General features: G+C 65.8%; 15 protein-coding genes and 1 tRNA gene. 10 read left to right on the top strand and 6 right to left on the bottom strand.

Features of this window, described 5'->3' with window-relative positions:
• On the bottom strand, positions 1–687 hold the full coding sequence (nth, locus tag CH266_RS24595) for an endonuclease III (protein ID WP_205912677.1): 687 nt from the start codon (positions 685–687) through the stop codon (positions 1–3).
• Between the two features lie 173 nt (positions 688–860).
• On the opposite strand from nth, the gene CH266_RS24590 reads away from it, so the two are divergent.
• Entirely contained in the window at positions 861–1,130 is a 270-nt protein-coding gene (locus CH266_RS24590) for a hypothetical protein (protein WP_027494493.1), read from the top strand.
• Positions 1,131–1,385: 255 nt separating this feature from the next.
• Complete coding sequence (locus tag CH266_RS24585; protein WP_027494494.1) at positions 1,386–2,060, top strand: Crp/Fnr family transcriptional regulator; 675 nt, start codon at positions 1,386–1,388, stop codon at positions 2,058–2,060.
• Here the strand turns inward: CH266_RS24585 and CH266_RS24580 are convergent, their stop codons facing one another.
• Positions 2,061–2,852: an MBL fold metallo-hydrolase gene (locus CH266_RS24580; RefSeq protein WP_032392776.1), complete on the bottom strand. Its 792-nt coding sequence runs from the start codon at positions 2,850–2,852 to the stop codon at positions 2,061–2,063. It abuts the gene before it with no gap.
• Between the two features lie 71 nt (positions 2,853–2,923).
• On the opposite strand from CH266_RS24580, the gene CH266_RS24575 reads away from it, so the two are divergent.
• Positions 2,924–3,784, top strand: coding sequence for a Gfo/Idh/MocA family protein (locus tag CH266_RS24575; protein ID WP_094716390.1), 861 nt, complete (start codon positions 2,924–2,926; stop codon positions 3,782–3,784).
• A gap of 13 nt (positions 3,785–3,797) precedes the next feature.
• Positions 3,798–5,186, top strand: a complete 1,389-nt coding sequence (locus CH266_RS24570; RefSeq protein WP_094735898.1) for a wax ester/triacylglycerol synthase domain-containing protein — start codon at positions 3,798–3,800, stop codon at positions 5,184–5,186.
• Here the strand turns inward: CH266_RS24570 and CH266_RS24565 are convergent.
• The gene (locus CH266_RS24565; RefSeq protein WP_094716388.1) at positions 5,167–5,625 is read right to left on the bottom strand and encodes a RidA family protein; all 459 of its coding nucleotides are present in this window, start codon (positions 5,623–5,625) and stop codon (positions 5,167–5,169) included. The two genes, CH266_RS24570 and CH266_RS24565, sit on opposite strands and share 20 nt — an antisense overlap.
• Positions 5,626–5,629: 4 nt before the next feature.
• Positions 5,630–5,797 carry a DUF4177 domain-containing protein gene (locus CH266_RS24560; protein ID WP_072691993.1) on the bottom strand — a complete coding sequence of 56 codons (168 nt, stop codon included), beginning with the start codon at positions 5,795–5,797 and terminating at the stop codon, positions 5,630–5,632.
• 105 nt (positions 5,798–5,902) lie between these two features.
• Here CH266_RS24560 and CH266_RS24555 point away from each other — a divergent pair, with 105 nt between their 5' ends.
• Positions 5,903–6,910, top strand: a complete 1,008-nt coding sequence (locus CH266_RS24555) for an ArsA-related P-loop ATPase (RefSeq protein ID WP_027494499.1) — start codon at positions 5,903–5,905, stop codon at positions 6,908–6,910.
• Positions 6,907–8,037: an ArsA family ATPase gene (locus CH266_RS24550; RefSeq protein WP_027494500.1), complete on the top strand. Its 1,131-nt coding sequence runs from the start codon at positions 6,907–6,909 to the stop codon at positions 8,035–8,037. Before CH266_RS24555 ends, CH266_RS24550 begins: the two co-directional genes overlap by 4 nt.
• A gap of 20 nt (positions 8,038–8,057) precedes the next feature.
• On the opposite strand, the gene CH266_RS24545 is transcribed toward CH266_RS24550, so the two are convergent.
• Positions 8,058–8,381: a WhiB family transcriptional regulator gene (locus tag CH266_RS24545; RefSeq protein ID WP_008712729.1), complete on the bottom strand. Its 324-nt coding sequence runs from the start codon at positions 8,379–8,381 to the stop codon at positions 8,058–8,060.
• Positions 8,382–8,674: 293 nt separating this feature from the next.
• Here CH266_RS24545 and CH266_RS24540 point away from each other — a divergent pair, with 293 nt between their 5' ends.
• On the top strand, positions 8,675–11,026 hold the full coding sequence (locus CH266_RS24540) for a penicillin-binding protein (RefSeq protein WP_027494501.1): 2,352 nt from the start codon (positions 8,675–8,677) through the stop codon (positions 11,024–11,026).
• A 63-nt stretch (positions 11,027–11,089) separates the two neighbouring features.
• On the opposite strand, the gene CH266_RS24535 is transcribed toward CH266_RS24540, so the two are convergent.
• On the bottom strand, positions 11,090–11,554 hold the full coding sequence (locus tag CH266_RS24535; RefSeq protein WP_027494503.1) for a GatB/YqeY domain-containing protein: 465 nt from the start codon (positions 11,552–11,554) through the stop codon (positions 11,090–11,092).
• A gap of 218 nt (positions 11,555–11,772) precedes the next feature.
• Here CH266_RS24535 and CH266_RS24530 point away from each other — a divergent pair, with 218 nt between their 5' ends.
• The 3 genes from CH266_RS24530 to CH266_RS24520 all read left to right on the top strand — a co-directional run bounded on the left by CH266_RS24530 (position 11,773) and on the right by CH266_RS24520 (position 13,296).
• The gene (locus CH266_RS24530; RefSeq protein WP_228139376.1) at positions 11,773–12,699 is read left to right on the top strand and encodes a metallophosphoesterase; all 927 of its coding nucleotides are present in this window, start codon (positions 11,773–11,775) and stop codon (positions 12,697–12,699) included.
• 17 nt (positions 12,700–12,716) lie between these two features.
• Positions 12,717–12,790, top strand: a tRNA-Pro gene (locus CH266_RS24525).
• A gap of 80 nt (positions 12,791–12,870) precedes the next feature.
• Positions 12,871–13,296 carry an SRPBCC family protein gene (locus CH266_RS24520; RefSeq protein ID WP_027494505.1) on the top strand — a complete coding sequence of 142 codons (426 nt, stop codon included), beginning with the start codon at positions 12,871–12,873 and terminating at the stop codon, positions 13,294–13,296.
• Positions 13,297–13,429: the final 133 nt, after the last annotated feature.

Genomic DNA, 13,429 nt, shown 5'->3' with positions numbered 1-13,429 from the left:
TCACGACACGATTCCGGCGAGAGCGAGCAGATGATCGGTCTCGGGACCTCTCACCAGGGCGGCAGCGGTCGCCGGATCGGTCGGGCCGAGGCCGAACGACGGGCAGTCCTTGGCCAGGACGCACACCCCGCACGCCGGCGTGCGGGAGTGGCAGACGCGTCGACCGTGGAAGATGACGCGATGGGAGAGCACGGTCCACTCCTTCCGCTCGATCAGCGCGCCGACGGCGTGCTCCACCTTGACGGGGTCCTCTTCTTCGGTCCACTGCCAGCGCCGCACCAGTCGGCCGAAGTGGGTGTCGACGGTGATGCCGGGAACGTCGAACGCGTTGCCGAGCACGACGTTGGCCGTCTTGCGGCCGATGCCGGGCAACGTCACCAGATCCTTCAACGATGCGGGGACTTCGCCGTCGAAGTTCTCGAGTAACTTCTGACCCAGCCCGATCAGCGAGTTGGCCTTGTTGCGGTAGAAGCCGGTGGTTCGGATGAACTCTTCGAGTTCGGTGCGGTCGGCTTCGGCGTAGTCGCGCGCTGTGCGGTATCTCACGAACAGGGCCGGAGTCACCATGTTGACGCGCTTGTCGGTGCACTGCGCGGACAGGATGGTCGCGACGGCGAGTTCGAGGGGCGTGGTGAAGTCGAGTTCGCAGTAGACGTGCGGAAACGCGACCCCGAGCGTTCGGTTCATCCGCCGGGCCCGCCGCACGAGGCCGAGTCGCGTCTCCTCGCGTTTGCGCACGTCGGGGCGTTTCGGGGCTGTCGATTCCACGCCACAACTGTACGGACAAGAATGCGTAACGAACTACGCGAGCGCGCCGAGCTGTGTTTGTATCGAGACCTTTTCGGTGTTAACTGGCCGGTATGCAAGGACTCGCCGTGGTGCTCTTTCCGGTACTACTCATGCTCTTCGCACTCGCGATGGAGCGCGTCGAGTTCCGGCTCAGCAAGCTCGGCGTCCGGGAGCACGAAGTAGAGGAATTCCTCGATCAGGCAAGTAAGTCCGAGGTCGCCACACTGGCGAACGAGGGCTTCCCCCACGCCCTGGCTCGGTTCAACACCCGCAAGCGTCACCAGACTCCTCCGCGCACGATCGACACGCGCGACGGCATGGTCGACCAACGGGCCAGTTGAGCACCCATTTGTCCGCATTCGGATGAATTTACGGTGAACGCGAACAGACGTACCGTTCCTCTGGCAACCTGTGGTGGCGTCGATCACTCGGTTTCGGCCGAGTCGAAGTAGACTCCCCTGAGGTAATTGTTGTGTTTGAACATTGCATCGGCATCGACGCCTGAATCGCAGCGCGATTCGGTGGTGAGACGAGTGTGTACAGACGCCTTCGGGGGTGCGGGTCACCGCATCGCCGACATCCCAAAAGGAGCGCAAGTGGACGACGTCCTGGCACGGGCCGGCATCTTCCAAGGAGTCGAACCCTCTGCGGTTGCGGCACTGACGAAGCAGCTGCAGCCTGTCGATTTCCCCCGGGGACACGTGGTGTTCAACGAGGGTGAGCCCGGAGACCGGCTCTACATCATCGTTTCCGGCAAGATCAAGCTCGGGCGACGCTCCCCCGACGGCCGCGAGAACTTGCTGACGATCATGGGACCGTCGGACATGTTCGGCGAGCTCTCCATCTTCGACCCCGGCCCTCGCACGTCCTCGGCCACCACGGTCACCGAGGTGCGCGCGGTCAGCATGGACCGCGCGGCCCTCAAGGACTGGATCGATCAGCGCCCCGAGATCGCCGAGCAGCTGCTGCGCGTGCTGGCTCGCCGGTTGCGTCGCACCAACAACAACTTGGCCGACCTCATCTTCACCGACGTCCCCGGACGCGTGGCCAAGGCGCTGTTGCAGCTTGCCCAGCGCTTCGGCACCCAGGAAGCGGGATCACTGCGCGTCACCCACGACCTGACGCAGGAAGAGATCGCTCAGCTCGTCGGAGCGTCGCGCGAGACCGTCAACAAGGCACTGGCCGACTTCGCGCACCGCGGATGGCTGCGCCTCGAGGGCAAGTCCGTACTGATCTCGGACTCCGAGCGCCTGGCCCGCCGAGCTCGCTAGCTAGTTCTCCCTGAGGTAGGCCAGCTGCGTCTTGACCGACATCCGCGCAGCCGGCCACAACTTCTTGTCCACGTCCGAATAGACGTGGCGCACCACCTGCATCGGTTTGGCGTCGTCTCCGATCTCGGCCAACGCCGCCCGCACCTGATCCAGCCGCTGCCGACGGTGAGCGCGATACAGTCGCGCCACCTCGGCGGTGTCCGGTAGATCGGCCCCGTGCCCCGGCAACACCGTCTTGCCCGCACCGGCGGCCTCGAGTCGATCGAGCGAATTCAGATAGTCCGCGAGCGAGCCGTCCTTCGGGTCGAGCACCGTGGTGCCGCGGCCGAGGATCGTATCTCCCGTCAAGACGGCGTCGTCGAGCACGAAGCTCACCGAATCCGCCGTGTGGCCGGGCGTGTGGAGCACCCGGATCCGTAGACCCGCCGCATCGATGACCTCGCCGTCGGCCAACCGCTCGCCGCCGCCGTGCAGGAACTTCTCCCCCACCGCCCGCACCGGTGCCCCTGTCTTGCGGTGAAACCGCTTCAACCCCGCCGTGTGATCGGCATGGCGATGGGTTACCAAGGTCAGCACCACCGTGCCCGACGCGGCGACGGCGTCGAGATGGGCCTTGTCCTTCGGCCCCGGGTCGACGACGATGCACTCCTCGGAACCCGGTGCCCGGAGAATCCACGTGTTCGTTCCGTCGAGCGTCATCTTGCCCGGGTTCTCCGCGAGCAGAACCGACGCCGTGGGCGTCACGTGCCGGACCAGTCCGTAGGCGGGATGCGTCAAGTTCGAGTCGGCCATTGAAACACTGTAGGACGCCCACTGTTCTCGAGGTGGAACAGGACCGGTGACGACGACTAACGTCGACGCATATGAAGATCGGACTCGTCGGTGCCGGCCCCTGGGCCCGCAAGACTCAGGCCCCCTCGCTGCTCGCTCATCCGGGAGTGGACTCCACCGGAGTGTGGGCACGCAGACCGGACGCCGCGGCCGAGTTGGGTGCACCCGTCTACGAGTCCTTCGACGCCCTGCTCGATGCCGTGGACACGGTGGCGTTCGCGGTTCCACCGGCTGTGCAAGCCGGGTTCGCCCTCCGCGCCGCGCGAGCAGGCAAGCATGTGTTGCTGGACAAGCCCATTGCCGCCACCGTGGCAGAGGCCGAGGAACTGGCCGAGGCCGTCACCACCGCCGGAGTTCGTTCGATGGTGACTCTGACACTCCGATTCGCCCCGGAGACAAGGCAATTCCTCACCTCGACAGCGGGCCGTCCCTGGGCCGCCGGCTCCGGAACCTGGTTCTCCGGTGCCACCCTCGGCGGGGCGTACTCGGAATCGCAGTGGCGACACGACGACGGGGCGATCCTCGACATCGGGCCCCACGTCTTCGATCTCCTCGACGCGGCACTGGGAACCATTGCGCGCGTTGCCTACTCGCACCGCGACGTGGCGTCGGACAGTTGGACCGTTCTGCTCGAACACGAGGGCGGCGCGCGTAGCACCGTCCAATTGTCGCTGCGGACACCGGTCATGCCGTCGCTCATGCGGATCGAGCTGTCCGGACCCGCCGGAGTCGACACGTTCACCGACCGATCCACGTCGTCGACCGACTGTTACGCCGTATTGCTGGACGAGTTCCTCGAGTCGGTGGAATCGGGTGTCGACCACGAATGCTCGGTGCACCGAGGATTGCACTTGCAGAGGGTGATTGATCGGGCGCGGGAGTGGGCACCCTGATGGTGTGACCACCATGGACGTCAAAGATGCGATGTTCCACTACACCTCGGCCCCGCATCGCTCGATGGACCAGTACACGACGTTCGTCTTCGACTCGGGGGACCACGAGCCACCGACGTTCGACGACGTCGTGGCCCACGTCGAGAGACGCGCTCGATTCGTTCCGAGACTGCAGATTCGCATCGGCGATGCGGTGGGTCTGTTGGAGTACCCCCGATGGATCAGGGACCCGACGCCGCCTCGTGACCACGTGGTCGACCACGATCTCTCCGACGGTCGTCACACACTGAATTCGTTTCTGGCCGAACGCGCGTGCGTTCCGGTCGATGCGACGACGCGGGCATGGACCGTGCACGTCGGCCGGGGCCTGTCGGGCGTCGACGGTATCCGCGGTGCGGCCACCGTCGTGATCGTTCAGGTCAGCCACGCATTGTCCGACGGGTCGGTCGGTACCCGCATCGTTCGAGCTCTCTTCGGACCGGACGAGCCGACCGACAACGTCACGTTCCCCGACGACCCTGCCGTCTCTCGTCCACGTCGCGTGCGAGATGCGGTCGTTGCGACGGCGCTCCTGCCCTACCGCTGGGCGCGGTCGCAGCGGCGGATGGGGCGGGCACAGCAGACGTATCTCGACGCCGTGCGGACCGGGGAGCTGGTTGCCCCCGCACCGGTCGAACCCACGCGCGTCAACGCCCATCCCGACGAAACGAGAGCGGTGCACGTCCTGCAGTTCCCGAAGTCGCAGTGGACAGGCGGGCCGGCCACCGTCACGGCTACCGCACTCACCGCCGTCGGAGCGGCGTTGTCGACGTATCTCGCGGCGCACGGAGAGAGGGTCGGCACCCGCATCCGCGCCACAGTGCCCACCGCGATCGAGACGTCGGCGGCCTGGCCTGCCGTCAACCGAACCGTCCCGGCTGCCGTCGATCTGCATCCCGAGCTCACCGACGTGCCCGACCGAGCATCGGCAGTGGCGCACGCGCTCAACCTGCAGCGTGAACGCGTGAACGATCGCCGCCACATCGACGCCACCCGGTCGGCCGAGCTCTACCCCGCCGCTCTAATGCTCGGCTTCGGTCGCCGCGCTCGGCTCGTCGCGCCTTGCAGCGGAACGCCCGAGCGTGTCACCAGCCATACCGTGGTGACCAGCGTCAATCGAACCGGTCTGGACCTCGAGTTGGGGTCGAGCCGGGCAACCCTGTGCGCGGGGGTCGCATCACTGAGCCCGGGCTGCAGCATCACCCACGCCGTGTACGGATACGGGGACGTCGTCACCGTCTGTGTGACGGCCTGCCCGACGACGGTCCCCGATCACGCTGTGTATGCCGACCTGCTGCGTTCCGCAGTCGACGAGACCTGCGGTGCACTTCATGGGACGTCGACTACTGCAGTTCGACGATGAGCTCCACTTCCACCGACGCACCGAGCGGAAGTTCCGCGACGCCGACGGCCGAGCGGGCGTGCTTGCCTGCGTCACCGAAAATCTCGCCGATGACGTTCGAGGCTCCGTTGACGACACCGGGCTGACCAGTGAAGCCCTCTGCCGAGGCGACGAAGCCGACGGCCTTGATCACGCGTGCGACCGAGTCGATACCGACCAGCGCATGCACCGCGGCCAGCGCGTTCAACGCACAGATCCGCGCAGCTGCCGTGGCGTCCTCGGCCGACACGTCGGCACCCACCTTGCCGACGGAGGTCAGGTTTCCGTCCACGATCGGCAGTTGACCGGAGGTGTAGACGAGCGAACCCACCTGAACGGCGGGGACGTACGCGGCCAGCGGCGGAACGACGTCGGGCAGCTCGATGCCCAGCTCGGAGAGGAGTTCGCTCCAGTTCGCCACGGCGTCAGCCCTTCGGACGCTTGAAGTACGCGACGAGTGTGTCGCCGCCGTTCGGTCCCGCCATGATCGTCACGAGCTCCCAGCCCTCGGAGCCGTAGTTGTCGAGAATCTGCTTGGTGGCGTGAATCAGCACCGGTGCGGTGAAGTACTCCCAGATGATCTTTTCGCTCATGACTCGAAGCCTATCGCCCACCGGAGTACGAGGGGTGCGTCACTGCGATCGGGTGATTCTCGGTTCTGTCGGACGACCGGCATCGCGTCTCTATATGGTCGAGGCGTGGGTACATCGAAGCAAGAGGGATGGCCGGCGAAGGCGGATGCCGCGCGGCTGCATTTCGTGTCCGGTAAGGGCGGTACCGGTAAGTCGACGGTCGCTGCCGCGCTGGCGTTGGCGCTGGCCGCGGGTGGCCGGCGAGTGTTGTTGGTGGAGGTCGAGGGCAGGCAGGGCATCGCGCAGCTGTTCGACGTGCCGCAGCTCCCGCCGGTGGAGACCCGCGTCGCCTCGGCGGACGGCGGCGGCGAGGTCTACGCGCTGGCGATCGACATCGAGACCGCGTTCCTCGAGTATCTCGACATGTTCTACAACCTCGGTTTCGCCGGCCGCGCGATGCGCAAGATCGGTGCCATCGAGTTCGCGACGACCATCGCGCCCGGCCTGCGTGACGTACTGCTGACCGGCAAGGTCAAGGAGTGCGTGGTGCGCACCGACAAGAAGGGCAACCGCGCGTACGACGAGGTGGTCGTCGACTCGCCGCCCACCGGCCGCATCGGAAACTTCCTCGACGTCACCAAGGCCATGGCCGACCTGGCCAAGGGTGGCCCGGTCCGCTCGCAGAGCGAGGGCGTGGTGCGGTTGCTGCATTCGTCGGACACCGTCGTGCACCTGGTCACCCTGCTCGAAGCATTGCCGGTGCAGGAGACGGCAGATGCGGTACGCGAGCTCGAAGCAGCCGACCTCCGCCTGGGCACGGTGATCGTCAACCGCACCGAGCCGACGTACCTGCCTGCCGACTCCCTCGAACCCATCGCCGAGGGCGAGATCGATGCCGTCGCAATTCAGGAGGGTCTGGCCAAGACCGGAATCACGTTGTCCGAGGCCGACTTCGCCGGTCTCCTGACCGAATCGATCGAGCACGCGTCGACGCTGTCCGCTCAGGTGGAGAGCGCAACACAACTCGACGAACTTGACGTCGCACGCATGACGCTGCCGATGTTGGCCGACGGCGTCGACCTCGGCGGCTTGTACGAGCTCGCCGCCACGCTCGCAGAACAGGGTGTCCGATGACTCGACCAGCAGCAACCGAACTCGACGTCGACCGCATCCTCACCGACCCCGCGTCACGAATCGTCGTGGTCTGCGGCGCAGGCGGTGTCGGGAAGACGACCACCGCAGCGGCGATGGCTCTGCGTGCCGCCGAACAGGGCAGGCGTGTCGTCGTACTGACCATCGATCCGGCTCGCCGGCTGGCTCAGGCCCTCGGGCTCGGCGACCTCGACAACAGCCCGCAGCCGGTGAAGTTGGGTGCCGACGCCAAGGGCGAACTGCACGCGATGATGCTGAACATGCGGCGCACGTTCGACGAGATGGTCATCGAACATTCGACGCCGGAAAAGGCGGCGCAGGTTCTGGCCAACCCGTTCTATCAGACTGTGGCGTCGTCCTTTTCGGGCACGCAGGAGTACATGGCGATGGAGAAGCTGGGGCAGCTGTCCCTCGACGCGTCGTGGGATCTGATCGTGGTGGACACCCCGCCGTCGCGCAACGCGTTGGATTTCCTCGACGCTCCGCAACGGCTCGGGTCGTTTCTCGACGGGCGTTTCATCCGGCTGTTGACCGCTCCCGGACGAGGAATCACCCGCGTCGTCACCAGCGCGATGAGCCTGGCGATGCGCGGCGTCTCGACCGTCATCGGCAGCCAAATGCTGTCCGACGCTTCGGCTTTCGTGCAATCGCTGGATTCGATGTTCGGCGGGTTCCGCGAACGCGCTACGCGCACATACCAATTGCTCCGCGAGGACGGCACCAGTTTCCTCGTCGTCGCTGCCGCCGAGCCCGACGCATTGCGCGAGGCCGCGTTCTTCGTCGAGCGACTCTCCGCCGAGAACATGCCGCTGGCCGGACTGGTGGTAAATCGGACGCATCCGACGTTGTCGTCGGTGCAGGCCGATCACGCGGCCACGGCTGCCGATCTCTTGGACCGGATCGACGACCCCGGTGCCGAACTGACTGCTGCGGTGCTGCGTATCCACGCTCAACGCGCGGTGACCGCGGCGCGCGAGGTGCGGTTGCTCAAACGCTTCACCGGCGCGCACCCCCGCGTGCCCATCGTCGGTGTTCCGTCCCTGCCGTTCGAGGTCTCCGACCTCGCCGCCCTACGCGCGGTGGCCGACCAGCTGACCCGCAGAGGCTGATGGGCCGTTCCGGCAGGCAGTCAGATCGCCGCCTGCTGCTGACGCTGGGTCTCGAAGAATTCGGACCAGGAGTCGACCTCGGGGTGCTGCTTGAGCAGTGCCCTGCGCTGACGCTCCGTCATGCCACCCCACACACCGAACTCGACGCGATTGTCGAGGGCATCCGCACCGCACTGCATCAGAACCGGGCAGTGCCGGCAGATCGTCGCGGCCTTGCGCTGCGCTGCACCCCGGACGAACAGCTGGTCCGGATCCGTGCCCTTGCACCGAGCGTGTGACACCCAAGCGATACGTGCTTCTGCTTCCTCTACATCGAGTCGCGTCGGCGCGGTTGTCGTGTGCATGGCGGATCCCCTTTACGTCTCGGTCGCCCTCATTGGGCGTCCTGGAGGCTCCGAGCAGTTTGTACCTCGGTGTCGAAGCACAAATTCTAGGAGCTGCCCCACATTCATTATCAAGTGTTATGCGAATCACACTGTGCTCATAATTTAGGTAAACCCGGCCCCGAATGCAAGACGGTGAGGTCACATTTCTGGTACGGGCGTCCCGAGCAGGGGCGCAGCGCACAACGCATGCGGGGCACTGCCGATCCGAACGAGGCACACGTACGCTGTGCTCTGTGTCAGTTGGAAAAACCGTGGCGAAGCTCGCCGGATGTTCAGCACTCGCCGGTGCATTGCTCGCCGGCGTGATGTTCCCCTTGGCCGGTGGGTTCGGGTTCGCGTCCAACCGCGCCGCCGATACCGTCGACAACGTCTCGGCAGAGTTGGTCGAGGGTGCCGTACCTGCTGTTTCGACGATGACCGACGTCAACGGCAACCCGATCGCGTGGCTGTACGAGCAGCGCCGCTTCGAGGTACCGAGCGACAAGATCTCCAACGAGATGAAGCTGGCCATCGTCTCCATCGAGGACCGGCGCTTCGCGGAGCACCAGGGCGTCGACTGGCAGGGCACGCTGCGCGCGTTCCTGACCAACACCACCAGCGGCCAGGTCCAGCAGGGTGCATCGACCATCGACCAGCAGTACGTGAAGAACTACCAGCTACTGGTCGTGGCGAAGACCGACGCCGAGCGACGCGCCGCCATCGAAACGACGCCCGCCCGCAAGATCCGTGAGATCCGGATGGCGTTGACGCTCGACAAGGAACTGACCAAGGACGAGATCCTCACCCGCTACCTCAACCTGGTGCCGTTCGGTAATGCCTCCTTCGGCATCCAGGACGCGGCTCAGACGTACTTCGGCATCGATGCCAGCCAGCTCAGCGCCGTCCAGGCCGCGATGCTCGCCGGCATGGTCCAGTCCAGCTCGGCCCTCAACCCGTACACCAACGAAGAGGGTGTGATCGAGCGCAGGAACACCGTGCTCGACACGATGATCCAGAACCTCCCCGAGCGTGCGGCCGAGCTCACCGCACTCAAGGCCGAGCCCCTCGGCGTGCTGCCGGTCCCCCAGACCCTGCCCCGCGGCTGTATCGCCGCAGGAGACCGGGGATTCTTCTGCGACTACGCGTTGCAGTACCTCGCTCAGGCCGGAATCAGCCAGGAGCAGATCGACAAGGGCGGGTACCTCATCCGCACGACGCTCGACCCCGCGGTCCAGAACTCCACCAAGGCCGCCCTGGTCAGCAACACCAGCCCCTCGCTCGACGGCGTGGCGACGGTGATGAACGTCGTCGCCCCGGGCCAGGACCAGCACCGCGTCCTGGCGATGGGCAGCAGCCGCACCTACGGCCTCAACGCCGACGCCGACGAGACCGTGCAGCCGCAACCGCACTCCCTCGTGGGCAACGGAGCCGGCTCCATTTTCAAGATCTTCACCACGGCCGCCGCCATGGAACGCGGACTGGGCACCAGCGCAACGCTGCAGGTCCCCAAGCGCGTGGAGGTCAAGGGCGTCGGCGACGGTGGTGCTCGGAACTGCCCGGCCTCCACCTACTGCGTGGAGAACGCGGGCAACTACCCACCCGCGCTGTCCATCACCGACGCGTTGGCTCAGTCCCCCAACACGGCCTTCGTCAAGCTGATCGAATCCGTCGGCGTCACGCCGACGGTCGACATGGCCGTCCGTCTCGGCCTGCGCTCGTACACGGACCCGGGTTCCTCGGGTGCCGAGCAGTCGATGGCCGATTTCCAAAAGAGTCAGAACCTCGGCTCGTTCACCCTCGGACCCACCTGGGTGAACCCGCTGGAGCTGTCCAACGTGGCCGCGACCTTGGCTTCCGGTGGCAAATGGTGCCCGCCGACCCCGATCGACTCGATCTTCGACCGCGACGGCAAGCCCGTTCCCGTCGCTCACCAGGCCTGCGAGCAGGTCGTCGAACCCGGTCTGGCGAACACCCTCGCCAACGCCATGAGCAAGGACGACCAGGCAGGTGGCACGTCCGCGTCCGCCGCTGCCTCGGCCGGCTGGAATCTGCCGATGTCCGGCAAGACCGGTACCACCGAGTCGAACCGATCCTCGGGCTTCCTCGGGTTCACCAACAATTACGCCGCCGCCGTGTACACCTACGGCGACTCACCGACGCCCAGCGAGATCTGCTCGTTCCCGCTTCGGCCCTGCGGTTCGGGAAACCTGTACGGCGGTAACGAACCCGCGAGAACCTGGTTCGACGCGATGAGCCCGATCGCCACCAACTTCGGGCCCGTCCAACTTCCACCCGTCGACCAGAAGTACGTCCGCGGTTCGGCCAACGGACAGGTTCCCGACGTCACCGGCCAGAGCCAGTCGTCCGCGACGTCCACGCTGCAGGGTGCGGGCTTCCAGGTGACAGCGGTGACGACGGCCGATCAGGCTGCGCGCGGAACCGTGGTGTCGACGTCACCGTCGGGCAGTGCGGTTCCCGGATCGAACATCACGATCTACGTCAGTGACGGATCGGTTCGCCCGGCACCGGCTCCGGCCCCTGCCCTGCCGCCGGGTATCCAGATACCGGACCTGCCGCCGGGTATCCAGATACCGGCAATCCCCGGGCTCACCGCTCCTCGCTGAGCGGCTTCGCCGCATGTGAGTGGAACTTCGTAGTGGACTACGAGGTTCCACTCACATGGGTGGTCACAAACGGTCTTTGACAGCCTTCGACAGGCGGGATCCATCGGCCTTACCGGCAGCGAGTCCCGACGCGATCTTCATGACCTGACCCATCTGCTTCATGGCCGGTCGCTCGCCCAACTCCTCGGCGACCTGGGCGATGGCGGTATCGACGATGGTGGCCAGTTCCTCGTCGGTCAGCGGAGTGGGCAGGTACTCGTTGATGATCTGCGCCTCGGCGTGCTCGTTGGCGGCGAGTTCGCCGCGGCCGTTCTGCGTGTAGATCTCGGCCGATTCGCCGCGCTTCTTCGATTCCTTCGCCAGCACCTTCAGGACGTCGTCGTCGGTCAGTTCGTGGGCCTCCTTGCCGGAGACCTCCTCGGTCTGAATGGCGGCGAGGATCATGCGCAGCGTTGCCAGCCGGAGCTTGTCCTTCGCTTTCATCGCTGTGGTCAGGTCGGTTCGGATACGGGCCTTGAGTTCGGACATGGCAGAAACGCTACGCGGCCCAGCCGTCGGCTCGCGCGTCCATATCGGCTTGCTGCCGTATCGTGGACTGGGTGGCCGTTCACTTCAGTTCCTCGTTACTGCCAACCTCGGCGCAACTGCGCAGCGCTTCCACGCAACTACGCAGCGCCTCCACGCAGCTGCGGTCGGTTGCCGAGCACACGCGCGACGTCGTCAGAGCGGCACCGCTCAAGAGCTCGGTGATCGGGACGGCGGGTGCTGCGGCCTTGGGCATCGGCTACGCCACCCTCGTCGAGCGCAACGCGTTCACGCTCCGTGAGACGTCGATGGCGGTGCTCGAACCCGGCTCCGCGACGCTGCGAGTACTGCACATCAGCGACCTGCACATGATGCCGGGCCAGCGGATGAAGCAGAACTGGCTCCGCGAACTGGACCGCCTCGAACCCGACCTCGTGGTCAACACCGGCGACAATCTGTCGCACCAACGCGCCGTTCCCAGCGTCGTGCAGGCTCTTGGGCCCCTCTTGTCGCGGCCCGGGCTGTTCGTGTTCGGCAGCAACGACTACTTCGCGCCCAAGCCGAAGAACCCCTTCAAGTACTTCGACAAGAACCACAAGCGCACGACGGGCGAGTCGCTGCCGTGGCGTGATTTGCGGGCTGCGTTCTCCGAACGCGGCTGGCTCGACGTGACGCATGTGCGCCGCGAACTCGAGGTCGCCGGCGTCCGGATCGCATCGGCGGGCGTCGACGATCCGCACCTGAAGCGCGATCGCTACGACACCATCGCCGGCCAGCCGAACCCGTTGGCGGATTTGCGCCTCGGTATCACCCACTCCCCCGAGCCCCGGGTGTTGGACAAGTTCGCACAGGACGGTTACGATCTCGTCCTCGCCGGGCACACCCACGGCGGCCAGCTGTGCCTGCCGTTCTACGGTGCGCTGGTGACGAACTGCGAGATCGACCGTTCCCGGGTCAAGGGTCCGTCCAAGTGGGGCGCGCACACGCAGCTCCACGTGTCCGCCGGTCTCGGGACCTCGCCGTACGCGCCTGCCCGCTTCTGCTGCCGCCCCGAAGCAACCCTGATCACGCTCACTCCTGCCCCCAGAAAGGGCCCGAAGGACGTCTCCGACGAGGGCGTTTCGCGTTCTGAGGCAGTCGTGAGTTAGACTTCTCCAGCGGTACACGGGGTGTGGCGCAGCTTGGTAGCGCGCTTCGTTCGGGACGAAGAGGTCGTGGGTTCGAATCCCGCCACCCCGACAGTTGGACCACGAAAAGGGACCCACTCGATTCAATCGAGTGGGTCCCTTTTCTTTGCCTGATCGGCGCTACTGTGAGGCATGCCGACCCCCACCCGCGTTCATGTCACCCATCGGTTCGCTTCGTCTCCCGACGTCGTCTTCGCGGCGCTGTCCGAACACGAGAACCTCGGCCCGTTGTTCCTGGCCAAGATCCGCCGGGTGCGCGACGGAGACACCTCCCGCAACGGCGTCGGATCGGCTCGTAGCCTGAAGCTGGGGCCACTCCCCGCGTTCGAGGAGACCACAACCGTCTCCGAGCCGAACACCCTCATCGAGTACCGCATCACCAAAGGTGGCCCGCTACGCGGTCATTGGGGTGTGCAGAAGCTGACCCCCACCACTGACGGCGGTACCGAACTCGACTACACAATCGGATTCGACGCCCCGATCCCCGGTCTCGCCGCGATCGTCGGCAAGGCACTGACGTCGAGCATCTCGAAGAACCTGCCGCGCTTGGCTCGGTAGCACTACCGCACAACGACAAGACCCCGATCGATGGTGGCGGATTCTAGGGGTCCTCGCAACACCTGATGGTCAGATGCCTGTCAGTAGATCACGTAAACGCTCGGCTGGAGTTTTCCAGCCGAGCGTTTTGCGT

It is taken from the genome of Rhodococcus sp. 06-1474-1B (genome assembly GCF_002258885.1).
In the GTDB taxonomy this organism is placed as follows: Bacteria; Actinomycetota; Actinomycetes; order Mycobacteriales; family Mycobacteriaceae; genus Rhodococcoides; species Rhodococcoides fascians.
This window is presented reverse-complemented; position numbering and strand designations above follow the sequence as displayed.

What these genes read in the sequence shown, in the direction of transcription:
- nth (WP_205912677.1), bottom strand. Translation starts at nt 687, where the DNA reads ATGAACCGAACGCTCGGGGTCGCGTTTCCGCACGTCTACTGCGAACTC.
- CH266_RS24590 (WP_027494493.1), top strand. Translation starts at nt 861, where the DNA reads ATGCAAGGACTCGCCGTGGTGCTCTTTCCGGTACTACTCATGCTCTTC.
- CH266_RS24580 (WP_032392776.1), bottom strand. Translation starts at nt 2,852, where the DNA reads ATGGCCGACTCGAACTTGACGCATCCCGCCTACGGACTGGTCCGGCAC.
- CH266_RS24575 (WP_094716390.1), top strand. Translation starts at nt 2,924, where the DNA reads ATGAAGATCGGACTCGTCGGTGCCGGCCCCTGGGCCCGCAAGACTCAG.
- CH266_RS24570 (WP_094735898.1), top strand. Translation starts at nt 3,798, where the DNA reads ATGGACGTCAAAGATGCGATGTTCCACTACACCTCGGCCCCGCATCGC.
- CH266_RS24560 (WP_072691993.1), bottom strand. Translation starts at nt 5,797, where the DNA reads ATGAGCGAAAAGATCATCTGGGAGTACTTCACCGCACCGGTGCTGATT.
- CH266_RS24550 (WP_027494500.1), top strand. Translation starts at nt 6,907, where the DNA reads ATGACTCGACCAGCAGCAACCGAACTCGACGTCGACCGCATCCTCACC.
- CH266_RS24545 (WP_008712729.1), bottom strand. Translation starts at nt 8,381, where the DNA reads ATGCACACGACAACCGCGCCGACGCGACTCGATGTAGAGGAAGCAGAA.
- CH266_RS24535 (WP_027494503.1), bottom strand. Translation starts at nt 11,554, where the DNA reads ATGTCCGAACTCAAGGCCCGTATCCGAACCGACCTGACCACAGCGATG.
- CH266_RS24520 (WP_027494505.1), top strand. Translation starts at nt 12,871, where the DNA reads ATGCCGACCCCCACCCGCGTTCATGTCACCCATCGGTTCGCTTCGTCT.